This is a genomic window from Geodermatophilaceae bacterium NBWT11, assembly GCA_014218215.1.
In the GTDB taxonomy this organism is placed as follows: domain Bacteria; phylum Actinomycetota; class Actinomycetes; order Mycobacteriales; family Geodermatophilaceae; genus Klenkia.
On record CP043652.1, the window covers coordinates 3448036 to 3474557 of the forward strand.

A 26522-nucleotide genomic window follows, 5' to 3' on the forward strand; every position below is an offset into this window, starting at 1 on the left:
GCGGCCAGTCGACCACACCCGGAGACTGGAGCGGTGACTGCAGACCAGACCTTCGACGTGATCGTGATCGGCGCCGGCTCGACCGGTGAGAACGTGGCGGACGCCGTCGTCAAGGGCGGCCTGAGCGCCGCGATCGTGGAGAGCGAGCTCATCGGGGGCGAGTGCTCGTACTGGGCCTGCATGCCGAGCAAGGCGCTGCTGCGCGGCACCGAGGTGCTCGACGAGGCCCGCGCGGTCTCCGGTGCCGCCGCGGCCGTGACCGGTGACCAGGACGTCGCCGCCACCCTCGAGCGCCGCAACTCCTTCACCAGCAACTGGGACGACTCGAGCCAGGCCGAGTGGGTCACCGGCGCCGGCATCACCCTGGTCCGCGGCGCCGGCCGGCTCGACGGGGAGAAGACCGTCGTGGTCACGGCCGCGGACGGCACGACCACGACGCTCACCGCCCGGCACTCGGTCGCGGTGTGCACCGGCTCGGACGCCGCCGTCCCGCCGCTGGAGGGCATCGAGGACGTCGAGGTCTGGACCGCCCGCGAGGCCACCAGCGCCCAGCAGGCCCCCGGTCGGTTGGTGATCCTGGGCGGCGGGGTGGTCGGGGTGGAGATGGCCACCGCGTGGTCGGCGCTGGGCTCGCAGGTCACCCTGCTCCAGCGCGGCGGGCGGCTGCTGGCCGGGCAGGAGCCCGAGGCCGGGGAGGCCGTCGCCGAGTCGCTGCGCGGCCGCGGGGTCGACGTGCAGCTGAACACCTCGGTGTCCGCCGTGCGCAAGGACGGCGACGACGTGGTCGTGGTGACCAGCGCCGGCGAGGTGCGCGGGGACGAGTTCCTCGTCGCCGCCGGCCGGAAGGCCCGCACCGAGGACATCGGCCTGGACACCGTCGGGCTGAGCGCGGGGGAGTACCTGGACGTGGACGACACCCTGCGGGTGCGCGGGGTCGACTGGCTGTACGGCGTCGGCGACGTCAACGGCCGGCGGCTCCTCACCCACATGGGCAAGTACCAGGCCCGCCAGGCCGGCGCCGCGATCGTCGCGCGGGCGACCGGGGAGCAGGTGTCGATGGCCGACTGGTCGCCGTTCGTGGCCACCGCCGACGCCGCCGCCACCCCGCAGGTCACCTTCTCCGTCCCGCAGGTCGCCTCGGTCGGGCTCACCGCGGCGCAGGCGGAGGAGCAGGGCCTGGCGCACACCGTCGTCCGGTACGAGCTCGGGAACGTCGCCGGTTCCGCGCTGTTCGCCGACGGCTACAGCGGCAAGGCCGTCGCCGTGGTCGACACCGACCGGCAGGTGCTGGTCGGGCTGACGTTCGTGGGCCCCGGGGTCTCGGAGATGCTGCAGGCGGCCACCATCGCGGTCGTCGGCGAGGTGCCGATCAGCCGGCTGTGGCACGCGGTCCCGGCCTACCCGACGATGAACGAGGTCTGGCTGCGGCTGCTCGAGACTCTGAAGGGCTGACCGGGTGCACGCCTCCGGGCGGATCGGTCTGGTGCTCCACCCGCGGCGGGACTGCTCGACCGCGGCCCGCCAGGTGGCGGCCTGGACGTCGACGCACGACGTCGACCTGGTCGCCGCCGAGCCCGACGTGGCCCGGCTGGGCGTCGAGGGCGTCCGGCCGGTCGCGCTGGCCGAGCTCGCCGAGGAGTGCGACGGCCTGATCGCCCTCGGCGGGGACGGCACCCTGCTGGGCGCGATGCGGCTGGTCGTCGACCGGCCGGTGCCGGTGCTCGGGGTCAACCTGGGCCGGCTGGGGTTCCTGGCCGAGGTGGAGGGCCGCGAGCTCGACGACGCGCTGGCGGCGATGGCGGCCGGCCGGTCGACCACCGAGTCGCGCACCTGCCTGGTGGTCCGCGGGCCCGGGTGGGAGACCGTGGCGTTCAACGACGTGGTGCTCGCCCGGGTGCCCGGGGAGGGCCTGGTCGAGGGCGACCTGGCGGTGAGCGGTCGGCGGTACGGGCACTACCGCTGCGACGGGTTGATCATCGCCACCCCGATGGGCTCGACCGCCTACAACTACGCCGCCGGCGGGCCGGTGATGAGCCCGGGCGCCGAGGGCATCCTGGTCACCCCGTCGGCGCCGATGAACGGGATCAGCCGGTCGCTGGTGCTCGGTCCGGGGGAGCCGCTGCGGGTGACGTTGACCGCCGGACGCCCGGCGGTCGAGGTGGACGGGCTGCTGGCCGGCCGGGTCGCCCCCGGCGACGTGCTGGAGGTGACCAGCCGGGCCGAGGCCGGCCGGCTGGTGCGCATCGACGACTCGGTGGCCGCCGACCGCAGCCGGGTGAAGCTGTCGCTGCTGGACCTGCCGCTGCTCCCGGAGGAGCTGCTGGAGCTGGTGCCCGAGGAGCTGCGCCGCCGGCACCCCGGCGGCGCGTCCACCCCCGGGTGAAGGACCACGCCGCCCCCCACCCCTCGCAGGCTCGCGGCGGGCCCCTGCGGCGTGGCCGAGAGGTCCCTACGGGGCTATGACATCGCGAACGGCTCGTCGGAGGGTGCCGGGAGCTGGCCGTCGACGGTGGCGGTGACCGTCATCCGGCCCAGCGTGGCGCGGCCGCCGAACAGCGACAGGAACGCGGTGTCCGCGGCGTCGCGGCCGTGGCAGATCCGCACCAGGGACGACGTGGGCGCCAGCCGGGTGGGGTCCACGGTCCTCCAGACGCCGTCGACGTCGGCCTCGACCACCGCGTGGAAGTCCATCGGCGCCAGGCCCGGGGCGTAGACGGCGACCAGCCGGGCGGGCACCTCGAGGGCCCGCAGCAGCATCACGGTCAGGTGGGTGTAGTCCCGGCAGACGCCGGAGCCGGCGAGCAGGGTGTCGATAGCGGTGTCCACCGGACGGCTGGCCCCGGCGACGTAGACCAGCCGGTTGCCCACCCAGGAGGCGACCTGCCCGACCAGCTCGGCCCGGTCGACCGTCTGGTCGAACTCGGTGGAGGCGAACCCCTCGATCTGGTCGGAGGGGCAGTAGCGGGAGGGGCGGAGGTACTCGGCCCGGTCGGCCGGGGTGACCTCGCGGGCGGGACCGCCGGACTCCACCGAGGCCGAGTAGGCGATCGTCGTCTCCCCGGCCGCCAGCTCCAGCTCGTGCACGCGGGCCCCGAGCACCTGGGTCTCGATCGCCGTCCGGGCCGTGCCGGCCGAGACGATGGTCAGCTCCTCGGTGGTGGGGGTCGCCACCGCCACCTGGAGGAAGGCCGTCGCCGGGACGGGGGCGGAGATCGTGAGGGTGCAGGCGACGTCGGTGCGCATGGGGGCAGATGATCCCGGTCCCGGGGCCCGGGCGACGAACCCGCCCGGGTGTGTGTTCGGCCACCGTGGCACTCCGGCGATGATGGGCACGTGCGCGACGAGTGGCAGCGGTACGTGGCGGTCGGGGACTCCTTCACCGAGGGCGTCGGTGACCCCGGCGACCGGCCCGACGAGTTCCGTGGCTGGGCCGACCGGCTGGCCCAGCACCTGGCGACCGCGCAGGGCGAGATCGACTACGCCAACCTCGCCGTCCGCGGCCGGCTGCTGGCCCAGGTGCTCGACGACCAGCTGCCCGAGGCGCTCGCCGCAGCACCGGACCTGGTGAGCATCGTGGCCGGTGGCAACGACCTGCTCCGGCCCGGCGCCGACCCCGACGCGCTGGCCGCGCTGATGGACGAGGCGGTGGCCGAGGTCCGCTCCACCGGTGCCGACGTGCTGCTGGCCACCGGGGTCGACCCCCGGCAGACCCCGCTGATCGGGCGCACCCGTGGTCGCTCGGCGACCTACAACGCACACCTGTGGTCCATCGCCCGCCGGCACGGCGCCGTGGTGCTCGACCAGTGGGGCGCGGTCTGGGTGCAGGACGCCCGCATGTGGGACGTCGACCGGCTGCACCTGAACACCGAGGGCCACCGGCGCACCGCGCTGGCCGCGGCCGCCGTGCTCGGGCTGGAGGTCGAGGACGACTGGGCGACCCCGCTGCGTCCGGCCGACCCGCTGCCCCGCCGCGAACGGGTGGCTGCCGAGGCCGCCTGGGTGCGCTCGTTCGTGGTGCCGTGGGTCGGCCGACGGGTGCGCGGCCGGTCCTCCGGGGACGGCCGGAGCGCCAAGCGCCCCGAGCTGACCACGGTCACCGGCTGACCGGCGCGCCCCTCAGGCGGGGGTGGGTGCCGGCAGCGGGGCCGGCCGGCCGAACGCGTAGCCCTGGGCCATCAGGCAGCCGTGCTCGCGCAGCCAGGTCGCCTGATCGGCGTCCTCGATGCCCTCGGCGATGACCTCCAGGCCCATGCCCTGCCCCAGCTGCAGCAGGCCCTGCACGAGCGCCGCGGTCGAGGGCTCGGTGACCACGTCGGCCACGAAGGACCGGTCGATCTTCACCGTGTGGATCGGCAACCGGTGCAGCGCGGTGATCGCGGAGTAGCCGGTGCCGAAGTCGTCCAGGGCCAGGGTGACGCCGCTGGCGGTCACCTCCGACACCGAACGCAGGGTGGCCTCGGCGGCGAACAGCGCGGTCGACTCGGTGATCTCCAGCTCGAGCCGGCCCGGCTCCAGGCCCGACTCCTCCAGCGAGGCCGCGACCAGCTCGGAGAAGCCGGGCTCGGCCAGGTGCCGGGAGGAGATGTTGACGTGCACCCGCAGGCTGGGCTCCCAGCCGGCGGCGTCCCCGCAGGCCTGCTTGAGCACCCAGGCGCCGAGCTTGGAGGTCAGCCGGTTGTTCTCCGCGGCGTCCAGGAACGCACCCGGCGGGAGCAGCCCGCGGGTGGGGTGCTGCCAGCGGATCAGCGCCTCGTAGCCCAGCAGCCGCTCGTCGCTCAGGGCCACGATCGGTTGGTAGAACAGCCGCAGCTCCCCGGCGTCCACGGCGTGCCGCAGGTCGGTCTCCAGCTGGAGCTGGTCGACGTCCCCGCCGCTGAGCGCCTCGTCGTGCACGACGACCCGGCCCCGGCCGCCGTTCTCCTTGGCCCGGGTGAGCGCGCCGTGCGCCTGGCGCAGCAGCGCGTCGGGGGCGGCGTCGGAGCCCAGCGTCAGCCCCATGCTCGCCGACAGCACGATCTCCCGGTCGTTCACGTGGAACGGGTCGTCGAGCACCCGCATCAGCCGGTCGGCCAGGGTGCGCAGCGCCTCGACGTCGTCGACGTCCTCGGCCAGGATCAGGAACTCGTCGGCCCCGAGCCGGACGGCGGTGTCCTCCACCCGGGTCGACCAGCGCAGCCGGTCGGCGACCTGGCAGAGCAGCTGGTCGCCGGCCTCGTGACCCAGGGAGTCGTTGACCGACTTGAACCGGTCGAGGTCGAGGTAGACCAGCCCGACCGGGCCGCCGCGGCGACGGGACAGGTTCAGCGCGTGCTGCAGCCGGTCGGTGAGCGAGCGGCGGTTGGGCAGCCCGGTCAGCGGGTCGGTGAGCGCCCGGCGGACCAGGTCCTCCTCGGCACGTCGCCGGTCGGTGACGTCGACCAGGGAGAGGACGACGAACTGCGGGTCGCCGTTGGTGCGGCGGACCAGCTCGCGGGCCTGCTGCACCCAGAGCGTGCTGCCGTCGGCGCGCTGCAGCCGGCGCTCGCCGACCACCTCGAGGTGCGGGTCCAGGGCCGGCTCGCCGGCGGTGTGCGGCGGTGCGAGGTCCTCGACCGGGATGTCGTCGGGGTGGGCGAGCAGGTCCAGGTGCCGGCCGACGAGCTCGTCGGCGGTGCGGCCGGTCAGCGCGCACAGCGCCGGGTTGACCACCTGCAGGTGGCCGTCGAGGCCGACGACGGCCTTGCCGATCGGGGCGGAGAGGAACAGCGCGCGGAACAGCTGGCCGCGGTCGGCCAGCAGGGCGTCCACGGCCCGCGGCCCGCTGGGGGATCCCGGCGGGGTGGGCGGGGCGGAGAGACTCACCCGGACAGCCTCACCCATGCACCCGCAGTAACCGCGCAACTGAACCGGGAGCGTCGTGGTCGAGTCGTGACACCGCGTCACGGCTGGCGGGGTGCGGTGGCCGGTGGGGCGGCTGTGGTGCGGCTGTGGCGCGGTCCACCCGTCCACGCCCGTGTTGACGGCGCCCGGCGGGCCCGGCGACGATCCCGGGCATGGGCATCCTCGACCGCTTCCGTCTCGACGACCGCGTCGCCGTCGTCACCGGCGCCTCCTCCGGGCTGGGCGTCCGGTTCGCCACCGCGCTGGCCGAGGCCGGCGCCGACGTCGTCCTGGCCGGCCGCCGCGCCGACCGGCTGGAGGAGACCGCCGTCGACGTGCGGGCCACCGGGCGCCGCGCCCTCGTCGTCCCCACCGACGTGGCGGACCCCGACGCCTGCACGGCGCTGGTCGCCGCCGCGACCGCGGAGTTCGGCCGGCTCGACGTGCTGGTCAACAACGCCGGCGTCGGGACCGCCGTGCCGGCCACCCGGGAGACCCCCGAGCAGTTCCGCGCCGTGCTCGACGTGAACCTGATGGGCGCCTACTGGATGGCCCAGGCCTGCGGGCGGGTCATGCAGCCCGGTGCGGCGATCGTGAACATCAGCAGCGTCATCGGCCTGCACCCCCAGCCGCTGCCGCAGGCGGCCTACGCCTCCAGCAAGGCCGGGCTGATCGGCCTGACCCGCGACCTGGCCGCGCAGTGGTCGGGCCGCAAGGGCATCCGGGTCAACGCGGTGGCGCCGGGCTTCTTCGAGTCCGAGATGGGGGAGTCCTACGCCGAGGGGTACGTCGAGCGGCAGCTGGAGCGGATCGTGCTGGGCCGGCAGGGGCGGCTCGACGAGCTCGCCGCGACCGTCGTGTGGCTGGCCGGGGAGGGCGCCGGCTACGTCACCGGGCAGACCGTCGTGGTGGACGGCGGCTACACGATCGGCTGAGGTGTGACCGGGCTGACGGCACCGGGACGGAATGGTCCCGGTGCCGCGGCGGCTGACCGGTCACATGGACCTGTTCTCCCCCGTGCAGCTCGGTGACCTCGAGCTCGCCAACCGCATCGCCATGGCCCCGCTGACCCGGATGCGCTCGGGCGCCGACGGCGTGCCGGGCGACATCGTCGTCGAGCACTACGCCCAGCGCGCCAGTGCCGGCCTGATCGTCACCGAGGGCACGTACCCCAGCCACGAGTCGCGGGGCTACCCCGGCCAGCCCGGCATCGTCACCGACGAGCAGGCCGCCGGCTGGGCCCGCGTCGCCGACGCCGTGCACGCCGCCGGCGGCACCGTGGTCATGCAGCTGATGAACGCCGGCCGCGTCTCGCACACCGACATCACCGGCACCGACCGGATCGTCGCCCCCTCGGCCATCGCCATCGACGGGGAGGTGCACACCGCCGACGGCAAGAAGCCCTACCCGGTGCCGCACGCGCTGACCACCGAGGAGGCCCTCGCGGTCAAGGCCGAGTTCGTCGCCGCCGCCCGCCGCGCCGTCGACGCCGGTCTGGACGGGGTCGAGGTGCACGGCGCCAACGGCTACCTGCTGCACGAGTTCCTCGCCGCGGACACCAACCTGCGCACCGACGTCTACGGCGGCAGCCCGGAGGCCCGGGCCCGCTTCGTCGTCGAGGTCGTCACCGAGGTGGCCGCCGAGATCGGCGCCGGTCGCGTGGGCCTGCGGATCTCCCCGTCGCACGGCGTGCAGGGCGTGGTCGAGCCCGACGCCGCCGACGTGCACGAGACCTACGGGATCCTCGTCGACGCGCTGGCCCCGCTGGGCCTAGCCTACCTGTCGGTGCTGCACGCCGAGCCCGCCGGCGAGCTGGTGCAGGACCTGCGCACCCGCTTCGGCGGCCCGCTCATGGCCAACACCGGCTTCGCCTCGCCGACCGCCCGCGAGGAGGCCATCGGCTTCGTCGAGTCCGGGCAGGCCGAGGTCGTGGCCGTGGGCCGCGCCCTCATCGCCAACCCGGACCTGGTGCAGCGCTGGGTCGGCGGGCACGAGGAGAACGAGCCCGACTCGTCCACGTTCTACGGCGGCGGCGCCGAGGGCTACACCGACTACCCGGCCCTGCACACCGCCGGCGTCTGACCTCTCGCACGTCCCCTCGGGCCCGATCGCACACCGCGGTCGGGCCCGAGCTGGTGCTGGAACAGGTCGTAGTGGTTGAGTGTTCAAGTGAGTGACCGAGGAGGTCTCGACATGGACAAGAAGATCGGTTTCCTGAGCTTCGGGAACTGGAACCCGGGCCGTGGCTCGCAGGTGCGCACCGGGCGCGACGCCCTCGTGCAGAGCGTCGAGCTCGCCGTCGCCGCCGAGGAGCTCGGCCTGGACGGCGCCTACTACCGGGTGCACCACTTCGCCCGGCAGCTGGCCGCCCCGTTCCCGCTGCTCGCCGCGGTCGCCGCGCGCACCAGCCGGATCGAGATCGGCACCGGCGTCATCGACATGCGCTACGAGAACCCGCTGTACATGGCCGAGGAGGCCGCGATCAGCGACCTGCTCAGCGACGGCCGGCTCCAGCTCGGCATCAGCCGGGGGTCACCGAAGACGGCGCTGCGCGGGGCGGAGTCCTTCGGGTACTCCTTCGCCGGCGACGCCGAGGGCGGTGACCTCGCGCGGGCGCACACCGAGGTGTTCCGGGCCGCCCTGGCCGGTGCCGGGGTGGCCGACGCCAACCCCGCGATGACCGGCGGGGTCAGCGGCAAGCTCGCGATCCAGCCGCAGGCCCCGGGCCTGGGCGACCGCATCTGGTGGGGTGCCGGCACGCGCGACACCGGCGTGTGGACCGCCCGGCAGGGCATGAACCTGATGAGCTCCACGCTGCTCAGCGAGGACACCGGCATCCCGTTCGACGAGTTGCAGGCCGAGCAGATCGAGCGCTACCGGGCCGCCTGGGCCGAGGCCGGCTGGGAGCGCGAGCCGCGCGTCTCGGTCAGCCGCAGCGTGATGCCCGTGGTCACCGACGAGGACCGGATGTACTTCGGCGACCGCAGCGGCGAGGACCAGGTCGGCCTGCTCGGGGGCGTGCGCTCCCGCTTCGGCAAGACCTACGCCGGCCCCCCGGACCAGCTGGCCGAGGAGCTGAGCAAGGACGCCGCGGTGCGCGAGGCCGACACCCTGCTGCTCACCGTGCCGAACATGCTGGGCGTGGACTACAACACCCGGCTGCTGGAGACCGTCGTCCGCGAGGTCGCCCCGGCGATCGGGTGGACCCCGAAGCGCTGAGTCGCCCCGCTGGTCTCACCCGGCCAGGTGCTCCCACCGCCAGCCGTCGTCCTGCCGCGTGTAGCGCAGGCGGCGGCTGGCGGTGTCCGCGCCCCCGGCCCAGAAGGTGAGCTCCACCGGCTGCAGCCGGTAGCCCACCCAGGACGGCGCCGGGGCCGATCCCGCGTCGGTGGGGACGTCGGCGGCCCACCCGCTGCGCCGCCCGGCGAGGTCGAGCCGGGCCAGCTCGTGGGTGTTCAGCCAGGCCAGCCGGCGCAGGTGGTCCGAGCGGGCCGCCCACGCCCGGGCCTCGTCGGGGTCCGGCACCACCTCGCCACGCAGCACGAGCTGCCGGGTGAACCCCGGCCAGGTCGCCGTCATCGCCGCGCGGGGTGCGGCCGCCAGCTGCTCCACCTTGCGGCTGGGGCGGGCGGTGTGGAAGGCGAACCCGGTCGTGTCGAACGCGGTCAGCAGCACGGTCCGGGCGTCGGGGACGCCGTCGGTGCCCAGCGTGGACAACACGACCTGCGGCCGGTCGGGCTCGTCGTCGCCGGGCAGCCAGCTGCGGGCGACGTCCATGGGGTCCGGAGGCGGCCGGCCGTCGGCGTGCAGGTCGAACGGCCGGGTCACCGCACCGCGCCCTTGGTGGGACCGCCGTACTCCGGGTTGAGCTTGCCGGGGTTGAGCAGTCCGCGCGGGTCGGTGCGCTTCGCGGTCTCGACCGTGCGCTGGAGCTGGAAGTCCACGTTCCACTGGTGCGGGTCGTGCACCCCGACGCCGAGCTCGTTCAGCGCCAGGATGCCGGCGGCGACCTGCTCGGGGCTGCGGTAGACCCCGGCGAGCATGCCGATCGGCCCGGAGTTGCCGATCTCGCAGTGCAGCTGGCCGCCCTCGTAGACGGCCTCCACCTCGGCGAGCCGGTCGATCAGCGCCGCCCCGCCCACCTCGAGGTGGAAGTAGACGCCGGGCGCGCTCTTCTGCAGCCACTCGATGGGGTGGTTGTAGCTGAGCACGCTGATCGCCAGCGGCACCTGCGGTCCCTCGCGGACGTCCTCGAGCCGCCCACCGGCGGCCTCGACCAGCTCGGTCGCCCGGGCCACGGTGCTCGCCTCGGCGATCACCCGGACGCTGGCCCGGCCCGCCGGGTACGCCGGGTCCTCGGGCAGGGCGGCGGTGATCACCGGGTTGTCCGCCGAGACCAGCCGCGGGGTCGGGGTCATCGCGCCCAGGTCGCGGAGCACCGACTGGGCCGAGGGGAAGTCCGGGAAGCTGGCGTAGACCCCGCGCCACTCCTGCAGCGGCTCCAGCCGCACGGTGGCCCGGGCGATCACCCCGGCGGTGCCGTAGTTGTGCACGTACTGCTGGGCCTCGTCGCCCTCGACGTGGTGCAGCTCGGGGGAGCCGTCGGCGTGCACCACGTCCAGCGCCGCCACGAAACCGGCGTCGTTGGTGCCGTGCACGATGCTGCCGGTGCCGCCCGACCCGCCGGCGAGGAAGCCGCCGAGCGAGGACTGCACCGTCGAGGGGTACATCCACAGCTGCTGACCGGTCGCCTGGGCGGCCCGCTCGCAGGTCACCATCGGTGCCCCGGCCTCGGCGGTCAGCCAGCCCTCGCCCACCTCGACGACCGCCCGGGCCCGGGACAGGTCGAGCACCAGCCCGCCGGACATCGGGATGCCCTGCCCGTAGTTGCCGGTGCCCTTGCCCCGCGGGGTGACCGGGACGCCGTGCCGGACGGCGGCGGCCACGGCCTGCCCGATCTGGGCGGCGTCGGTCGGGAACGCGACCACGTCGGCGACCCCGAGCGGCAGCAGCTCGCTGATGATCGGGCTCATCCGGGCGCCGTCGACCGAGGCGCGCTCGCGGGCCCGCAGCTCGGTGCTCACGTTGCGCTCGCCCAGCAGGTCGGTGAGCTCGGCCTCCAGGGCGGCGACGGCGGCAGGGCGCGTGGTGTCGGTGAGGGTCACACCGAGGATGGAAACGCGCGGCGGTTACGTCCGTGTGACCTCTTCGGGTCATCGGTGACCCGGGGGCTCCCGGGGTGCTTCCATCCGGCGCGTGAGCTTCTTCTCCGACGTCGAACGCGACCTCGTCGTGGCCGACCGCACGCTGCTGGCCGACGGCGTGGTGGCCCTGGACCTCCGGTCGCACAACGGCCGCGACCTGCCCGCCTGGACCCCCGGTTCGCACCTGGACGTGCTGCTGCGCCCCGGCCTGGAACGGCAGTACTCGCTGTGCAGCGACCCCGCCGACCGCTCCCACTGGCGCATCGCGGTGCTCCGCGAGGCCGACGGCGGCGGCGGGTCGCTGGCCCTGCACGACGAGGTGGCGGTGGGCGACCGGCTGCGCATCCGCGGGCCGCGCAACCACTTCGCCTTCGAGGTCACCCCCGGCACCCGCTACCGGTTCGTCGCCGGCGGCATCGGCATCACCCCGCTGCTCGCGATGGTCACCGCGGCCGAGGCGGCGGGGGCCGACTGGGAGCTGGACTACGCCGGGCGGTCCCGGTCCTCGATGGCCTTCGCCGACGAGCTGGTCACCGCGCACCCCGACCGGGTCCGGCTGCACGCGGCCGACGAGGGCTCCCGGCTGGTCGTGGACACCCTGCTGGAGACCCCGCCGGCCGACACCGCCGTCTACGTGTGCGGCCCGACGAAGCTGCTGGACGCCGTCGAGGCCGCCGGTGCGGAGTGGCCGGCCGGCACGCTGCACGTCGAGCGGTTCGAGGCCAAGGAGTTCGGCGCCCCGGTGTGGCCCGGTGCCTTCGAGGTGGAGCTGGCGCTGACGGGGGAGACGGTGACGGTGGAGCCGGGCACCTCGGTGCTGGACGCCGTGGCCGGGGCGGGCGCCGTGGTGCTGTCCTCCTGCCGGGTGGGCACCTGCGGCACCTGCGAGACCCCGGTGCTGGAGGGCGCGGTCGAGCACCGCGACTCGGTGCTCAGCCCCGGCGAGCAGGCCGAGGACACGATGATGATGGTCTGCGTGTCCCGGGCGGCCGGCCCGCGCCTGGTGCTGGACCTCTGAGCGCGCCCGCGGGCGCCCCGGCCTGCCCGAAGGCGATGACCTTCGGGCCCTGCGGCGGGGTCACCGACGACGGCGGCTGCGAGGTGGGGCACGGGCCGTGCGCCTTCCTGCCCGTGCCGACCGTCCGGTGGCCCGGGGCGGCCCGGCCCCGCACCGGACCCGAACCGCACCTGCTCGCCCTCATGCGCCAACGGCCGGTGGTGGTCGCCGACCTCCCCGCCGTCGCGCTCGACCGGGACTCCCTGGAGCGGGCCGCCGACCGGGTCGTCGGCCACGTCGACGCGGTGCTGCTCGGGGACCACGGGGCTGCCCGGGTGCAGTTCTCCCCGACCTACCGGGCCTCGCTCGTGCAGGCCCGCGGCCTGCCGGTGTGGCAGGGGCTGAACTGCCGGGACCGCAACCGGGTGGCCCTGGAGGGCGAGCTCGCCGGGCTGGCCGACCTGGGCGTGGGCGCCGTGCACTGCGTGACCGGCGACCACACCGCGACCGGTGACCGGCCCGACGCCCAGCCGGTCTTCGACCTGGACTCCACCCAGCTGGCCGCCGCCGCCCGGGCCGCCGGGGTGCTGGTGTCGGTGGGGGAGACCCCGCACGGACCACCGGCCGAGCGCCGACCGCACCGGCTGGTGGAGAAGGTGCGGGCCGGTGCCGACGTCTGCTTCGTCAACCACGCCGGCTCGGTCGAGGCACTGCGCTCCTTCGTCGAGCGGGCCACCGACGCCGGCGCCGACGTCCCCTTCGTGGCCTGCGTCGCGGTGGCGCTGGACCCCGGCTCGGCCGACCAGCTGCGCCGGTTCACCAGCCTCCGGCTGCCCGCGGGCCACCTGGCCGGCATCGAGTCCGCCCGCGACCCCCGCCGGGCCGGCATCGCCGCGGCCATCGCGCTCGCCGAGTCCTACCTGTCGGTCCCGGGGGTGCGCGGCGTCGACCTGTCCGGCGTCCCCACGCCCGGCGCCGAACTGACCACCGCCACGGCCCTGGCCGAGATCGGACGCGCTCTCACGTGACTCTCCTGCTCCAGTCGGTCACCGACCTCGACGGTCGGTTCCTCGACGTCCGGATCGACGGGGCCACCGTCGCCGACGTCGCCCCCGCCGGCACGCTGGCCCCCCGGCCGGACGACGAGGTGCACGACCTCGCCGGGCACCACCTGCTGCCCGCCCCGGCCGAGCCGCACGCGCACCTGGACAAGGCGCTGACCAGCCACCGAGCGCCCAACGCCACCGGCGACCTGGCCGGGGCGATCGTCGCCATCCGGCAGATCAGCGAGGGCTTCACCCACGGGGACCTCGTCGACCGGGCCACCCGGGCGGCGTACGAGTACCTGGCCAACGGGACGACGGCGATCCGCACGCACGCCGACGTCGGGGCGCACGCGGGCACCCGGCACGCCCGTGCGCTCGTCGAGGTCCGCGAGGCCCTGGCCGGGCTCGTCGACGTGCAGGTGGTGGCCCTGGCCAGCGCGCCGTGGGCGCCGGGGGAGGCCGAGCTCAACGCCCGGCTGCTCGAGGAGGCCGTCGACCTGGGCGTGGACCTGGTCGGCGGGGCACCGCACATGTGGGCCGACCGGGCGGCCGGGCTCGACCTGTCCTTCGGGGTCGCGCAGCGCCGCGGGCTGCCGCTGGACCTGCACACCGACGAGACGCTGGACCCCACCGCGCAGGGCCTGCTGCACCTGGCCCAGCGGGTGCGGTCCACCGGGTTCGCCCACGGCGCCACGGCCAGCCACTGCGTCTCCCTGGGCGTGCACCCGCTCGACGTCGCGCGGGCCACCGCCGCCGAGGTCGCCGCGGCCGGGGTCGGCGTCGTCGCGCTGCCGCAGACCAACCTGTACCTGCAGGGCCGGGACGCACCGGTGGCGACCCCGCGCGGGCTGACCGCCGTCCGCGCGCTGCTCGAGGCCGGGGCCACGGTCGGTGCCGGCGGGGACAACCTGCGCGACCCGTTCAACCCGATGGGCCGGGCCGACGCCACCGAGGCCGCCTCGCTGCTGGTCACCTCCGGTCACCTGTCCACCCGGGAGGCGTGGGACGCGGTGTCGGCCGGGGCCCGCCGGTGCATGGGGCTGCCCGTGCCGGCGGTCGCGGTCGGGGCCGCGGCGGAGTTCGTGGCGATCGCCGCGGAGAGCCTGGACGCCGCCGTCGCCGGCGCCGGCACCGCCCGGGTCGTGCTGTCCCGTGGCCGGGTCGTGGCCAGCACGCAGGTGCAGCGCGTGGTCACGGGGCGTGCCGTGTCCCAGTCGTGACGAACCGGTCGGCTGCGTTCACCGATGGCACACGCAGGCGAAACAGACCCACCGGAAGGTGACGTCGTCGGCCGGACACCCGGTCGAGCCACCGACACCGAGCCCCCGGAGGTGCCCGTGAGCGCACCCGCGCCCACCCTGTCGTCCGCCCGCCCCGCGACGGGCCAGCCCGGTGACCTGGTGCTGCGGTTCCGCGACGTCGCCAAGGCCTTCCCCGACGGCACCGTCGCGCTGGAGGGCGTCGACCTCGACGTCCGCCGCGGCGACTTCGTCACCGTCGTCGGCCCCTCGGGCTGCGGGAAGTCGACGCTGCTGCGGATCGCGTCGGGGCTGTCCCCGGCCACCGCCGGCACCTCCCAGGTCGACGCCGAGCGGATCGGGTACGTCTTCCAGGACGCCACGCTGCTGCCCTGGCGCAGCGTGAAGAAGAACGTGGAGCTGCTCGCCGAGCTGCACGGGATGAGCAAGACCGCCACGAACCAGGCCGCCATGGACGCCATCGAGCTGGTCGGCCTGCGCGGGCACGAGAAGAAGCTCCCGCGGGCGCTGTCGGGCGGCATGAAGATGCGCGCCTCGCTGGCCCGCTCGCTGACCCTGGACCCCGACCTCTTCCTCTTCGACGAGCCCTTCGGTGCCCTGGACGAGATCACCCGCGAACGCCTCAACGACGAGCTGATCCGGCTCTTCGCGGCCAAGGGCTTCGGCGCGCTGTTCATCACCCACTCGGTCAGCGAGGCCGTCTACATGTCGACCAAGGTGCTGGTCATGTCCGGCCGGCCGGGCCACATCGTGGAGTCCTTCGACGTCCCGTTCGGCCCCGAGCGCACCCCCGAGCTGCGCTTCACCCCGGAGTTCGCCGCGCTGGCCGGCGAGGTCTCCCACGCCCTCCGCGAGGGCCACTCGTGACCACCACCGCGCACCCTGCCGAGGAGACCCTCGTGACCACCACGGTCGACACCCCGCCCGCCGCGCCGACCGCGGACCCGGTGCTCACCGGCGCCGGCACCGCGCCCCTGGTCAAGCGCCGCGGCAAGGGCCGCAAGCGGGTCACCGACTCCCTGCTGCCGATCGCGGTCTTCCTGGGCCTGATAGCCGTCTGGTACGCCATCACCTACCTGGTGCTGGACCCCAACCGGCGCTTCCTCATGCCCGCCCCGCACACGATCGTCACCGACGCCCTGTTCGACGGCCCGACGATGGACAAGATCCTCCCGGCGCTGGGCCGGTCGATCGTGGTGACCTTCACCGGCCTGGCGATCGCGATCGTCATCGGCATGGTCTGGGCGATCGCCATGAGCCAGAGCCGGCCGATCGAGCGTTCGCTGTTCCCCTACGCGGTCGCCCTGCAGTGCATCCCGATCCTCGCCCTGGTGCCGCTGATCGGGTTCTGGTTCGGCTACGACTTCCCGTCCCGGGTGATCGTCTGCGTGATGATCGCGCTGTTCCCGATCGTGTCGAACACGCTGTTCGGCATCCAGTCGGTGGACCGCGGCATGCACGAGCTGTTCACCCTGCACAACGCCAGCCGGACGACGCGGCTGCTCAAGCTGGAGCTCCCGGCCGCCATGCCGGCCATCTTCGCCGGCTTCCGGATCTCCGCCGGGCTGTCGGTGGTGGGCGCGATCGTGGGCGACCTGTTCTTCAAGCAGGGCGACCCCGGGCTGGGGATCCTGCTGGACAACTTCCGCGCCCGGCTCCAGGGCCAGGAGCTCTTCCTCACGATCATCATCACCGCGGCCCTCGGGTTCGCCGTCTTCGGCCTCTTCGGCTGGCTGGCCAAGGTCGCCGTCGGGCGCTGGTACGACCAGTCCCGCGACGCCGGCTGACGCACCCCCCTCCACGCCCGACCCGGAGCCACCCCCGGTGGCCCCGGTGGTCGGTGCTGTCCAGCACCACCCGCACCACCCCCGCACCACCGGGTCCGCGCACCGCCGCCGGCCCCGACACGACCCCCCGATCCTGAGGGGCCGTGCCTCTCCCCACCCCTAGGAGCACGTGTGCGCATCACCCGGACCACGTCGGCCCTCGCGGCCACGACCGTGCTGGCCCTCTCCCTCGCCGCGTGCGGCGGTGGCGACAGCGACACCGCCTCGGCCGGCCCCTCGGGCGAGGTCGGCGCCAACGACCTCTCCGACGTCTGCCCGGCCAACGTCGTCGTCCAGACCGACTGGAACCCCGAGGCCGAGCACGGGGGCCTCTACGAGTCCCTCGGTGACGACTACGTGGTCGACGCCGGCAGCAAGATCGTCAGCGGCACCCTCATCGACTCCGAGGGCGAGAGCACCGGCGTCACCCTGGAGATCCGGGCCGGCGGCCCCGCCATCGGCTTCCAGACCGTGACGGCGCAGATGTACACCGACACCGACATCAACCTGGGCTACATCGCCACCGACGAGGCCATCCAGCTCTCGGACACCCAGCCCACCACCGCGGTGCTGGCCCCGCTGGAGATCTCCCCGACCATGATCATGTGGGACCCGGAGACCTACCCCGACGTCACCTCCATCGAGGACCTCGGTGCCGCCGGCACCACGGTGCGCTACTTCGAGGGCTCGGCCTACATGGCCTACCTCACCGGTGCCGGCATCCTGAACGCCGACCAGGTCGACGGCTCCTACGACGGCACCCCGGCCGGCTTCGTCGCCGCCGCCGGTGAGGTCGCCCAGCAGGGCTTCGCCTCCGCCGAGCCCTACGTCTACGAGAACGAGGTCGAGGCCTGGGGCCGGGCGGTGGACTACCAGCTCGTCTACGACGCCGGTTTCCAGCCCTACCAGTCCTCCATCTCGGTCCGCTCGGACGACCTGGACGGCATGAGCGACTGCCTCTCCGAGCTCGTCCCGCTCATGCAGCAGGCCGACGTGGACTACCTCGAGGACCCGGCTCGGGTGAACGACATCATCTTCGACCTGGTGGAGCAGTACGACACCGGCTGGGTCTACACCCAGGGCGTGGCCGACTACTCGGTGGAGACGCAGAAGGAGCTCGGTCTGGTCGGCAATGGCCCGGACGACACCCACGGCAACTTCGACACCGACCGCGTGGACACCCTGATCGAGCAGACGACGCCGATCTTCACCGAGCAGGGCACGCCCCCGCTGGACGGCATCACCGCCGACGACCTCGTCACCAACGAGTTCATCGACGACTCCATCGGCGTCCCCGCCAGCTGACCCCCCCCCGGACGACAAGCGCCCTTCTCGTCAGCCCCGCTGACGAGAAGGGCGCTTCTCGTCGGGTACGGCCCCGCCAGCGACCGGTCACGACCCGGGAGCCCCCCGGAGACAGGAGTGAGCGTGCAGACCGATGCGGCCGTCCTCGGCGACATCGACGTGGACACCCTCGCCGACGGGACGACGATGCTGGCCGCCCTGGCGGCCGGCGAGGTGTCCGCGGTCGAGCTGGTCCGGGCGCACCTGGACCGGATCGCCGGGCCGGGGGCCGCGCTGAACGCCGTCGTCGTGGTCGACGCCGACGGCGCGCTGGCCGCGGCCGCCCGGATCGACGCCGACCGGGCCGCCGGCCGGCCGCTGGGCCCGCTGGCCGGGTTGCCGATCACGGTCAAGGACTCCGTCGACGCGCTCGGGTTGCCCACCTCGCACGGCCGGGCCGAGGACCGGCGGGTCGCGGCCTCCGACGCCCCGAGCGTGCGGCGGCTGCGGGACGCCGGGTGCGTGGTCCTCGGCAAGACCAACGTGCCGGTGTGGCTGGCCAGCATGCACAGCGAGAACGAGCTGTTCGGCGCCACGTTCAACCCGTGGGACCTCGCGCGGTCCAGCGGCGGGTCCAGCGGTGGGTCCTCGGCCGCGGTGGCCGCCGGGCTGGCGGTGGCCGACCTGGGTAGCGACCTGGCCGGGTCGCTGCGGGTTCCGGCGGCCTGGTGCGGGCTCTTCGGGCACCGGCCCAGCAACGGCGCGGTGTCCAAGCTGGGCAACATGCCCTGGCCCGACGGCGGGCTGCTCGAGCCGATGGTGTCCGCGATCGGGCCGTTCGCCCGGTCGGCGGCGGACACCGAGCTGTTCAGCGAGGTGCTGTTCGGGGCCGAGGGGCTCGACGCGGTGGGCTGGCAGCTGCGGCTGCCCCCGGCCCGGGTCACCGACCTGGCCGGCACCCGGGTCGCGGTCTGGACCGAGGACCCCGTGCTGCCCGTCGACCCCGAGGTGCGGACGGCGGTCCGCGCCTTCGCCGACCGGCTGGCCGACGCCGGCGCCCGGGTCACCGAGCTGACCGCGCCCCCGGTGAGCGGGGCCGAGGACCTCGCGCTGTACCACCGGTTGCAGGCGGCCGAGGTGGTGCACGGCTTCTCGGCGCAGGACCTCGCCGACGCCCCCGCGCAGTACCACCAGTCGGTGTGGGCGGCGCTGCGCGACCTGGAGTCCGCGCGAGCGGCGACCGCGCGGTGGGCGCAGGTGTTCGGCGGGGTCGACGTCGTCCTGTGCCCGGCGGTGTCCCGCGCCGCCACGGCCTACACCGCCGACCGGAAGGCCCCGGAGTCCGTCGAGGTCGACGGCCGCACGCTGCCGATCGACACCGTCTGCGACTGGGCGCGGATGTCCAGCCTGGGCCGGCTGCCGGCCACCGTCGTCCCGCTCGGACCTGGCGCCGACAGCGGCCTGCCCGTCGGGGCGCAGCTGCTGGGCGCCTATCTGGAGGACCGCACCCCGCTGGCCGTCGCCCGCCTGGCCGAGGAGGCGGGGCTGGTCAGCTTCGAAAGTCCGCCTTCCTGATGGTGGCGTGCACGCCCTTGACCACGTCGACGACCTGGCTGATCCGGAAGTCCGTGGCCGCCGAGAGGTAGGCGTAGGCCAGGGAGGCGTCCATCCCGAAGGCGGCCTGCAGCAGTGCGACGGCGGCGCGGACGCAGTCGGCCACCGCCGCGTCGAGGTCCTTGTCCAGCCCGGTGGGCACCAGGAACTCAGCCGTCTCCGCGAGCGGACCGGCGAGCTCGCCGAACCGGGCGAGGGCGTCCTCCCGCGGCACCACGTCGAACCGGACGGTGGCCCGCAGGCTGGCCTCCATGGCAGTGAGGGACACCTCGCCGTCGCCCTGGGCGAAGTGCGGGTCGCCCACGTAGGCCAGTGCCCCGTCGACCTGCACCGGGAGGTACAGCGTGCTGCCGGTCGTCAGCAGGGCGATGTCCAGGTTCCCGCCGTGCCGCCCCGGCGGGACCGAGTGCGGCCGATCAGGGCCGGGGACGGCGACGCCCATGATCCCCAGGAACGGGCGCAGCGGGAACCGCACCGTGGGCGGCGCGCCGGGGGTGAGCGGCAGCAGCCCGTGGCCGCCGTCCGCGGACACCGCGGCGAACGCGCTGAACACCGGGGCGCCGCCCAACGGGTGCTCCCCGGCCAGCGCGCCCTTGCCGTGCCGGTTGGAGATGACGCCGTAGGGCACCCGCGGCGTCGTGTCGAGCACGGTCATCGCCAGCAGGTCGCCGACCCGGGCGCCGTGCACCGCGACCGGGCGGCTCACCACGTGCGGGCCGTCGACGCCGAACGCGTGCGGGTGCGCGCTCGCGGCCAGGGCCACGGCGTCCTCGAGCACCTCGGTCACCCCGTGCCGGCCGAAGAACGCGGCCGGGTCGCGGCCCTGGTCCTCCAGGACACCCTCGTGGCTGACCGTGTCCAGGGTGACCGCCGTCCCGGGCTCGACGGTGAGCACCGGCTCGTCCGCCGCGCACGGCAGCCTGCCCCAGAGGACGTGCTCGGGGGTCGAGGGCAGGTAGGTGTCGGCCGCGATCGGCCCGCGCCCGGGCTGGAGGACCGCCGTCACCGGGCCGCGACCTCCGCGGCCAGCCGGGCCATCCGCTCGTGCACCTGGTCGACCACCTCGTCGGCCTGCGGGTCGGTCAGCTCCGCGCCGTCGGCGACCATGCGCCCGCCCACCCAGACCGAACGCAGGTTGCGCAGCGAGCAGGCCAGCACGTAGGTGCCGACGGCGTCCCAGACCGGCCCGGTGTCGGGCCTGCGCGGGTCGACGACGCAGAAGTCGGCGAACCGGCCCACCCGCAGCGAGCCGACGTCGCCGTCCAGGCCCAGGGCCTCGGCACCGCCGCGGGTGTGCATCATCAGCACGTCGGCGACCGGGGCGGCCATCGGGTCCTTGTACTGCGCGCGGAGCATCGCGATGCCGGTGCGCATGTTGTTCCACGGGTCGGCGACGTCGGTGCAGGACTGGTCGTCCAGACCCATGCCGACCCGCATCCCGGCCGCCCGCAGCTCCGGGATCGACGCCACCCCGCTGGCCAGGCGGCCGTTGCTCATCGGCTGCCAGCTCATCCCGCACCCACCGGCCGCGGCGGCGGCGATGATCTCTGGCGTCGTCTGGATGAAGTGCCCGAACACCAGCTGCGGGGTCAGCGCCCCGGCCTCGGCGTACCAGGCGAACTTGGACCGCTGCAGGTCCAGCATCTCGGCGGTCTCCAGGAAGTGCGCCTGGTTGACCAGCCCGTACCGCCGCATCACCTCGACCTCCAGGGCCGCGGTGTCCGGGGTCGGCGCCCACTGCACGGCGCCGCTGACCGCGACGCCCAGCAGCAGCGAGGGATCGGCGCCGGCCGTGGCCGCGACGGTGTCCTCGACGTGCGCCAGGGCGTCGGCCCGAGGGACGTCGCCCTGGGCCAGCATCACCGAGTGCAGGCTGCGCAGCCCGGCGTCCAGCTTCGCGCGCAGCTGCGCCTCCTGGCGGGCCACCGAGGGGATCCGGTCGCCGAAGCTGGCGATCGTCTTGTCGAACTGCAGCCCGCCGTCGGTGAAGTCGTAGGCGGTGGTGATCCCGTTGCGCAGGAAGTCCTGGGCGCCGTGCCGGGTGGACCAGTACATGTCCTCCGGGGTGGCCGGCATGACGTAGCGCAGCATCGCCTCGATCCAGCCGTACAGCGTCTCGTCCATGCCCAGCCCGCGGCTGCCCGAGGTGAACAGGTGGCTGTGCGCGCTGACGAACCCCGGTCCGATCAGGGTGCCGGTGGCGTCGAGCACCTCGTCGGCGGCGGCGAGCTGCTCCGGGGTCGGCGTCCCCGGCTCGACGTCGGTGAGCCGGCCGTCGGCGCCGACGGCGAACCAGCCGACGAACGGCGCCGGGCGGTCGGGGTCGACGGTGAGCAGGGTGGCGCCGTGCACGAGCAGGGTGGTCATCAGGAGGCCTCCGGGGTCCACTGGCCGGTGACCAGTTCGGTGTACATGCGGCGCAGCAGCAGGCTGTTCTTGTCCGCCTTGGCGTGGGCGTTGAGGTGCTGGGCCAGCGGGAACGCGTCGGGCAGCCGGTCCAGCAGGTCCTTGTCCTCCAGCTCCACCTGGTGGTCGAAGGCGCGGATGTCGGCGGCCGGGCGGTCGGCCTCGGTGTCGGTGCGCAGCACCACCTGGTGGATCACGCAGCTGCGGTCGTCGACCGGGGTGATCGCCTTGAGCATCACGTGGCCCAGGCCGTCGGGGTAGCGGATGAGCAGGTGCATGAAGAACGGCAGGTGCACCTGGCTCCAGGTGTGCCGCACGGTGGAACCGGTCTCCCCGGGGCGGCCCTCGACCGGGACGTCGGTCCAGGTGACGAGCCCGTACGGCGTCCGCTCGACGTTCTGGTCGGTCAGCTCGGGGTTGTCCGGGTTGCCGAAGGAGTTCCGGTGGACGAAGGCCACGTGCCCGGGGTCGATGTTGTTCTCCACCAGGTGCATGGCCGTGCAGTCGAAGTCCCAGGAGCCCTCGGGCACCTGGCGCCAGGCGGGGTCGTCCCACTCGGCCACGTGCGGGACGTCGGCGATCGGGCCGCCCTCGTCCGCGCCGGCCAGGCAGACCCACACCAGCCCGTAGCGCTCGGTGCTGGCGACCATGGTCAGCCCGGACTTCGTGGGGTGCGGGGAGTCGGGGAACTGCGGGATCCGCCGGGTCGTGCCGTCGGCGTCCCACTCCCAGCCGTGGTAGGCGCAGACCAGGCGGCAGTCGGTCACCCAGCCCATCGACAGCGGGGCGTCGCGGTGCGCGCAGCGGTCGTGCGCGACGCTGACCGGTCCGTCGGGGTCGGGCCGCCAGACGACGAGGTCGGTGCCGAGCACCCGGCGGTGCAGCGGGGCGGCGCCCCGTCGGCCGGGCTCGGGCTCGGTGCGCACGTCCTCGACGGCGCACACCACGTACCAGAACCGTCGGAAGACGGGGTGCTCGGAGAGCACGAGGTGGTCGGGTCCGGCGTGCCGGGTGGTGCGCTCCTGCAGTGCGGTCATGGGTCGTCGTCCTGGTCTCGCACGGGCCGCTCGCGCCGTTCGCGCGGCCCCGGGGGCACGCTGCCCGCCGCGGGTTGCGGTGCCGTTTCAGCCCCGTTGCACGTCCGCGAGGACGACGGCCGCGGCATTGCGGCCCGAGGCGCCCCACACGCCGGCGCCGGGGAAGGTGCCCGCGCCGGTGAGGTAGAGCCCGCGCACCGGGGTGGCGTACCGGGTGAGCTCGGGGTCCCGGCCGACGAGGGCGGCCAGCGGCCCGCCGGAGAAGGACGGCGCCCACCCCCGCGGCATGCCCAGGTCGCGCTCGTAGTCCTCGGGGGTGACCACCCGCCAGCGCCGCACACCGGCGGCGAACCCCGGGCCCACCTGGGCGGCCAGCAGGTCCAGCCACCGCTGCGGCTCGGCCGACGCGGCCCAGCCGCCGGGTACGGCGTACGGCGTCCAGAGCACCTCGAGGGAGAGCACGTGGTCGGCACCGACGCGCATGGTCGGGTCGAGCACGGAGGGCGTGTTGACCAGCGCCATCGGCCGGGCAGCGACGGCACCGCTCGGCAGGGCGGCGTGCGCGGCCTCGACGGCGGCCAGGGACGGCGCCAGCGTCGTCGTCGGCACGTGTGGGTCGAACGGGCCGACCCGCTCCTGCAGGTCGTGGACCTGGGGGAACGCCGGGAGCGTGCCCACGACGGCGTCGAGCTTGGACTCGTAGCCGTCGGGCTGAGCCCGGTCGGTCCACCGCGCGACCATCGCCTCGGCCCCGGACGGCGGCTGCGGACCGAGCCAGTCGACGACGGTGGTGCGCGGGTCGATCGAGCTGACGACGACGTCGGCCGGGACCTCCTCGCCGCTGTCCAGCAGCACCCCGCGCACCCGCGGACCCTCCGCCAGCACGCGGACGACCCGGGCGCCGGTCCGGACGACGCCGCCGGCGGCCTCCAGCGCACCGCGCAGCGCCGTCGGCAGCGCACCGGAGCCGCCGACCGGGCGGCCGATCCCGACCAGGTGCCGCATCGCGATCCCGGTGGCACCCAGTCCGGTGCCCGGGGTCGACGGCGCGACGCCCCAGACCGCGGGCCCGGTGGTGAACGCGCCGGCCACCAGGAACTCGTCGGTGAGGTAGCGGCCGAGCACGTCGGCCACGCTGCGCCGGGACCAGTCCAGCAGCCGGGGGAGCGCGAGCGCCTTGCGGTCGGCCAGCTTCCGCAGCACCCGGCCGGGGGTGGGCGGGGTGGAGGTGAGCTCGACCAGCAGCCGGGCCACCGGGGTGGCGTCGGCCAGGTAGCGCCGGTAGCCGGCGACCTGGGTGGGGTGGGTGACCGCGAGGGCGTCCAGGGTGCGCTCGGCATCCCGGAACTGCACGAACGCCGGGCCCGCGGCGTCGTCCCAGCCCACGTGCAGGGCCTGCGGGTCGACGTCGAGGTAGGCCAGGCCGTGCGCGGCGAGGTCCAGCTCGTCGGCGATGGTCGTCGTCCGGACCATCGTGTGGTCGCAGTTGCAGGTGTTGACCCGGGCGCCGTCCAGCGCGTCGACGGTCGCCGCGCAGCCGCCGGTCTCGGAACCGGCCTCCAGCACGGTGACCGCCAGCCCGGCCCGGGCCAGGTACGCCGCGCAGACCAGCCCGTTGTGACCGCCGCCGACCACCACCACCACCGTCGTCATGACCGCACTGTCGCCCGCGACCGTGACGGAGGCGTTACGGCCGACGCTCGTCCTCCGCCACCACCGTGCGTCCTCCTCCACCGACGTCGGTGGAGGAGGACGCACGATGGTCGTCGGAGCTGATCAACGCCGGCGGGCGGTGAGCAGGGTGGTGAGCTCGCGGACGACGTCGGACTCGTCGCGGGCGACCAGCCGGCCGTCCCGGACCACCACCCGGCCACCCACCACCACGTGCCTGGGCCGTCGGCCGGGGGAGGCCCACAGCAGTCCGGCGACGGGGTCGGCCACCCCGGCATCGGCGACCCCGGTCACGTCCCAGCAGACGAGGTCGGCCCGGGCGCCCACCTCGAGGCGGCCCAGGTCGGGTCGGCCCAGCCCGTCGGCCGAGCCGCTGGTGGCCCAGCCCAGGACCTCGCGGGCGCTCACCGGCCGGCCGACCAGCGGGGCGACCTGCATCGCCAACCGGGCGTCGGCGAGCAGGTGCCCGGCGTCGTTGGACCCGCCGCCGCTGGTGCCCAGCCCGACCGTCACTCCGGCGTCGGCCAGCGCGGCGACCGGGGCGATGCCCCAGCCCATCGGCAGGTCGCAGCCGGGCGCGTGGGTGGCGGTGACGCCCGTCGCGGCCAGCCGGGCGACCTCGGCGTCGGTGACCTCGCACAGGTGGGCCAGCGTGACGTCGGGGGCCAGCCAGCCCCACTCGTCCAGCAGCTGCAGGGGCCGCCGGCCGTACCGCTCGACCGCGATCGCCACGTCGACCTGCTCGTTCGCCTGGGTGCGCCGGCGCAGCCCGCGAGCGGCAGCGACCTCGGCCATCAGCCGGAAGGTCTCGGGGGAGTCCGAGTGCACGCCGGCCGGGCCCACGGCGACCTGGACGACGCCGTCCTCGGTCACGCCGTCGCCCCCGACCCCGGAGTGCGGCACCAGGGCCGCGGCGATCGCGTCGGCCGAGGCGGCGGCGGTCTCGGCGTCGTCCCGTGCGCTGCCGCGGACGAACGCCACCCGGGCGCCGAGCTCACGGGCCGCCGTCGCGGTGGCCGAGGCGATGCCCACCCCGCCGTCGGTGAGCGTGGGCCAGGTCAGGTGGTGGTCGGCGACCGTGGTCACCCCGCACAGGAGGGCCTCGGCGAGCCCGGCCGACGCGGCGGCGTGCGCCAGCTCGGCGTCCACCCCGACCGCGGCGTAGGCCGCCGCCATCGTCGGCAGCCACTGCGCCATCGGCACACCCCGGGTGGCCGGCAGCGTGCGGAAGGCGGTCTGCAGCAGGTGGTGGTGGGCGTTGACCAGACCCGGGGTGACGACGCAGCCGGTCGCGTCGAGCACCTCGCCCCCGGACGTCGCCCCGAACCGGCCGTCGTCCCCGCAGGTGAGGTCCCCGGTCCCGTCCTGCCCCAGCACGGCCACGGCTCCTCGCACGGTCAGCATGCGGCGACCCTGGCAGCCCCGTGTTCCGCCCAGGTGACAGCTGGAACGCCGCCGTCACCGGCGCGCAACGACCCGCCCCTAGCGTCCGCCGGGTGACCGTCCGACTGCTCACCGAGCTCTCCGCCCCCGCCATCGCCGACGCGCTCGGCCCGGACTCGGTGCTCGTGCTGCCGACCGGTGCCATCGAGCAGCACGGCCCGCACCTGCCGGTCGCGACCGACCTCATCACCGCGCAGAGCATGGCCGAGCTGGCCGTCGCGGAGTTCGGCGAGGAGCTCGACCTGTGGCTGCTGCCGCCGCTGGCCTACACCAAGAGCAACGAGCACCACTGGAGCTGCGGCACGTTCTGGCTCTCCGCGCAGACCATGCTCAGCGTGCTGCACGACCTCGGCTCGTCGATGACCAAGACCCCGGCCCGCCGGTTGGCCTTCCTCAACGGGCACGGCGGCAACTCCGCGCTGCTGCAGGTGGCCGCCCGCGACCTGCGGATCGCGTACGGCCTGCGCACCTTCACGCTGCACCCCTCGCTGCCGGCCGACCATGGCGGGAAGAGCCCGGAGAGCGAGCTGGGCCTGGGCATCCACGGCGGCCACGAGGAGACCTCGCTGATGCTGCACCTGCGCCCCGAGCTGGTGGACATGGAGAAGGCGCAGCGCTGGGTGCCCGAGCAGCTGACCGAGTACCGGCACGTGCGCTTCGGCGGGTCGGTGAGCTTCGGCTGGACGTCGGACGACTTCGGCCCCGACGGCGTGATCGGCGACGCGAGCACCGCCACCGCCGAGCACGGCAAGGAGAAGACCGAGGCGATGCTGGCCTACCTGGGGGAGGCGTTCGCCGAGGTCGCCGCCTTCGACCCCGGCCCGCGGTCGTGAGGCTCGCCGGCAAGCGGGTCGTCGTCACCGGCGGGGCCCGGGG

General features: G+C 74.8%; 23 protein-coding genes. 14 read left to right on the top strand and 9 right to left on the bottom strand.

Features of this window, described 5'->3' with window-relative positions; all coding sequences use genetic code 11:
• Positions 1-33: 33 nt before the first annotated feature.
• Positions 34-1452 carry an NAD(P)/FAD-dependent oxidoreductase gene (locus F1C76_16725; protein ID QNG38002.1) on the top strand — a complete coding sequence of 473 codons (1419 nt, stop codon included), beginning with the start codon at positions 34-36 and terminating at the stop codon, positions 1450-1452.
• A 4-nt stretch (positions 1453-1456) separates the two neighbouring features.
• Positions 1457-2383 carry an NAD(+)/NADH kinase gene (locus F1C76_16730; GenBank protein ID QNG38003.1) on the top strand — a complete coding sequence of 309 codons (927 nt, stop codon included), beginning with the start codon at positions 1457-1459 and terminating at the stop codon, positions 2381-2383.
• Positions 2384-2457: 74 nt separating this feature from the next.
• Here the strand turns inward: F1C76_16730 and F1C76_16735 are convergent, their stop codons facing one another.
• On the bottom strand, positions 2458-3213 hold the full coding sequence (locus F1C76_16735; protein ID QNG39322.1) for a transglutaminase family protein: 756 nt from the start codon (positions 3211-3213) through the stop codon (positions 2458-2460).
• A 120-nt stretch (positions 3214-3333) separates the two neighbouring features.
• Between F1C76_16735 and F1C76_16740 the strand changes: the two genes are divergently transcribed.
• Positions 3334-4104 (top strand): SGNH/GDSL hydrolase family protein, encoded by a 771-nt coding sequence (locus tag F1C76_16740; GenBank protein ID QNG38004.1) that lies wholly within the window; start codon positions 3334-3336, stop codon positions 4102-4104.
• Positions 4105-4116: 12 nt separating this feature from the next.
• On the opposite strand, the gene F1C76_16745 is transcribed toward F1C76_16740, so the two are convergent.
• A complete protein-coding gene (locus F1C76_16745) occupies positions 4117-5859 on the bottom strand; it encodes an EAL domain-containing protein (GenBank protein ID QNG38005.1) in 1743 nt (580 codons plus the stop codon).
• Positions 5860-6032: 173 nt separating this feature from the next.
• Between F1C76_16745 and F1C76_16750 the strand changes: the two genes are divergently transcribed.
• The 3 genes from F1C76_16750 to F1C76_16760 all read left to right on the top strand — a co-directional run bounded on the left by F1C76_16750 (position 6033) and on the right by F1C76_16760 (position 9078).
• Complete coding sequence (locus tag F1C76_16750; protein QNG38006.1) at positions 6033-6794, top strand: SDR family oxidoreductase; 762 nt, start codon at positions 6033-6035, stop codon at positions 6792-6794.
• A gap of 64 nt (positions 6795-6858) precedes the next feature.
• Positions 6859-7941 carry an alkene reductase gene (locus F1C76_16755; protein QNG38007.1) on the top strand — a complete coding sequence of 361 codons (1083 nt, stop codon included), beginning with the start codon at positions 6859-6861 and terminating at the stop codon, positions 7939-7941.
• Between the two features lie 111 nt (positions 7942-8052).
• Entirely contained in the window at positions 8053-9078 is a 1026-nt protein-coding gene (locus tag F1C76_16760; GenBank protein ID QNG38008.1) for an LLM class flavin-dependent oxidoreductase, read from the top strand.
• Positions 9079-9093: 15 nt separating this feature from the next.
• Here the strand turns inward: F1C76_16760 and F1C76_16765 are convergent, their stop codons facing one another.
• Both F1C76_16765 and F1C76_16770 read right to left on the bottom strand, forming a co-directional pair.
• Positions 9094-9687, bottom strand: coding sequence for a pyridoxamine 5-phosphate oxidase (locus tag F1C76_16765; GenBank protein ID QNG38009.1), 594 nt, complete (start codon positions 9685-9687; stop codon positions 9094-9096).
• Positions 9684-11024 (bottom strand): FAD-binding oxidoreductase, encoded by a 1341-nt coding sequence (locus tag F1C76_16770; GenBank protein ID QNG38010.1) that lies wholly within the window; start codon positions 11022-11024, stop codon positions 9684-9686. Before F1C76_16770 ends, F1C76_16765 begins: the two co-directional genes overlap by 4 nt.
• A gap of 91 nt (positions 11025-11115) precedes the next feature.
• Here F1C76_16770 and F1C76_16775 point away from each other — a divergent pair, with 91 nt between their 5' ends.
• The 7 genes from F1C76_16775 (at position 11116) to F1C76_16805 (ending at position 19050) form a co-directional block, all read left to right on the top strand.
• Positions 11116-12081, top strand: a complete 966-nt coding sequence (locus F1C76_16775) for an oxidoreductase (protein ID QNG38011.1) — start codon at positions 11116-11118, stop codon at positions 12079-12081.
• 35 nt (positions 12082-12116) lie between these two features.
• Positions 12117-13088 (top strand): methylenetetrahydrofolate reductase, encoded by a 972-nt coding sequence (locus tag F1C76_16780; protein QNG38012.1) that lies wholly within the window; start codon positions 12117-12119, stop codon positions 13086-13088.
• Positions 13085-14326, top strand: a complete 1242-nt coding sequence (locus F1C76_16785; GenBank protein QNG38013.1) for a hypothetical protein — start codon at positions 13085-13087, stop codon at positions 14324-14326. Before F1C76_16780 ends, F1C76_16785 begins: the two co-directional genes overlap by 4 nt.
• 24 nt (positions 14327-14350) lie before the next feature.
• Positions 14351-15232: an ABC transporter ATP-binding protein gene (locus F1C76_16790; protein ID QNG38014.1), complete on the top strand. Its 882-nt coding sequence runs from the start codon at positions 14351-14353 to the stop codon at positions 15230-15232.
• A 32-nt stretch (positions 15233-15264) separates the two neighbouring features.
• Entirely contained in the window at positions 15265-16152 is an 888-nt protein-coding gene (locus F1C76_16795; protein ID QNG38015.1) for an ABC transporter permease, read from the top strand.
• Between the two features lie 171 nt (positions 16153-16323).
• A complete protein-coding gene (locus tag F1C76_16800; protein QNG38016.1) occupies positions 16324-17496 on the top strand; it encodes an ABC transporter substrate-binding protein in 1173 nt (390 codons plus the stop codon).
• A gap of 123 nt (positions 17497-17619) precedes the next feature.
• Positions 17620-19050, top strand: a complete 1431-nt coding sequence (locus F1C76_16805; protein QNG38017.1) for an amidase — start codon at positions 17620-17622, stop codon at positions 19048-19050.
• Here the strand turns inward: F1C76_16805 and F1C76_16810 are convergent.
• From F1C76_16810 to F1C76_16830, 5 genes are all read right to left on the bottom strand, one after another.
• Positions 19025-20095, bottom strand: a complete 1071-nt coding sequence (locus F1C76_16810; GenBank protein ID QNG38018.1) for an acetamidase — start codon at positions 20093-20095, stop codon at positions 19025-19027. The two genes, F1C76_16805 and F1C76_16810, sit on opposite strands and share 26 nt — an antisense overlap.
• The gene (locus F1C76_16815; protein ID QNG38019.1) at positions 20092-21456 is read right to left on the bottom strand and encodes an amidohydrolase family protein; all 1365 of its coding nucleotides are present in this window, start codon (positions 21454-21456) and stop codon (positions 20092-20094) included. The genes F1C76_16810 and F1C76_16815 overlap by 4 nt, the downstream gene beginning before the upstream one ends.
• Positions 21456-22532 (bottom strand): aromatic ring-hydroxylating dioxygenase subunit alpha, encoded by a 1077-nt coding sequence (locus tag F1C76_16820; protein QNG38020.1) that lies wholly within the window; start codon positions 22530-22532, stop codon positions 21456-21458. Before F1C76_16820 ends, F1C76_16815 begins: the two co-directional genes overlap by 1 nt.
• An 87-nt stretch (positions 22533-22619) precedes the next feature.
• On the bottom strand, positions 22620-24185 hold the full coding sequence (locus tag F1C76_16825) for an NAD(P)/FAD-dependent oxidoreductase (protein QNG38021.1): 1566 nt from the start codon (positions 24183-24185) through the stop codon (positions 22620-22622).
• 123 nt (positions 24186-24308) lie between these two features.
• A complete protein-coding gene (locus F1C76_16830; GenBank protein ID QNG38022.1) occupies positions 24309-25607 on the bottom strand; it encodes an amidohydrolase family protein in 1299 nt (432 codons plus the stop codon).
• A gap of 20 nt (positions 25608-25627) precedes the next feature.
• Here F1C76_16830 and F1C76_16835 point away from each other — a divergent pair, with 20 nt between their 5' ends.
• Complete coding sequence (locus F1C76_16835) at positions 25628-26479, top strand: creatininase family protein (GenBank protein ID QNG38023.1); 852 nt, start codon at positions 25628-25630, stop codon at positions 26477-26479.
• Positions 26480-26522 lie beyond the last annotated feature (43 nt).

Bases quoted from the DNA above. Each gene is read 5' to 3' on its own strand.
- F1C76_16760 (QNG38008.1), top strand. From the start codon at position 8,053: ATGGACAAGAAGATCGGTTTCCTGAGCTTCGGGAACTGGAACCCGGGC.
- F1C76_16790 (QNG38014.1), top strand. From the start codon at position 14,351: ATGGCACACGCAGGCGAAACAGACCCACCGGAAGGTGACGTCGTCGGC.
- F1C76_16750 (QNG38006.1), top strand. From the start codon at position 6,033: ATGGGCATCCTCGACCGCTTCCGTCTCGACGACCGCGTCGCCGTCGTC.
- F1C76_16830 (QNG38022.1), bottom strand. From the start codon at position 25,607: ATGCTGACCGTGCGAGGAGCCGTGGCCGTGCTGGGGCAGGACGGGACC.
- F1C76_16745 (QNG38005.1), bottom strand. From the start codon at position 5,859: ATGGGTGAGGCTGTCCGGGTGAGTCTCTCCGCCCCGCCCACCCCGCCG.
- F1C76_16820 (QNG38020.1), bottom strand. From the start codon at position 22,532: ATGACCGCACTGCAGGAGCGCACCACCCGGCACGCCGGACCCGACCAC.
- F1C76_16755 (QNG38007.1), top strand. From the start codon at position 6,859: ATGGACCTGTTCTCCCCCGTGCAGCTCGGTGACCTCGAGCTCGCCAAC.
- F1C76_16815 (QNG38019.1), bottom strand. From the start codon at position 21,456: ATGACCACCCTGCTCGTGCACGGCGCCACCCTGCTCACCGTCGACCCC.
- F1C76_16780 (QNG38012.1), top strand. From the start codon at position 12,117: ATGACCTTCGGGCCCTGCGGCGGGGTCACCGACGACGGCGGCTGCGAG.
- F1C76_16825 (QNG38021.1), bottom strand. From the start codon at position 24,185: ATGACGACGGTGGTGGTGGTGGTCGGCGGCGGTCACAACGGGCTGGTC.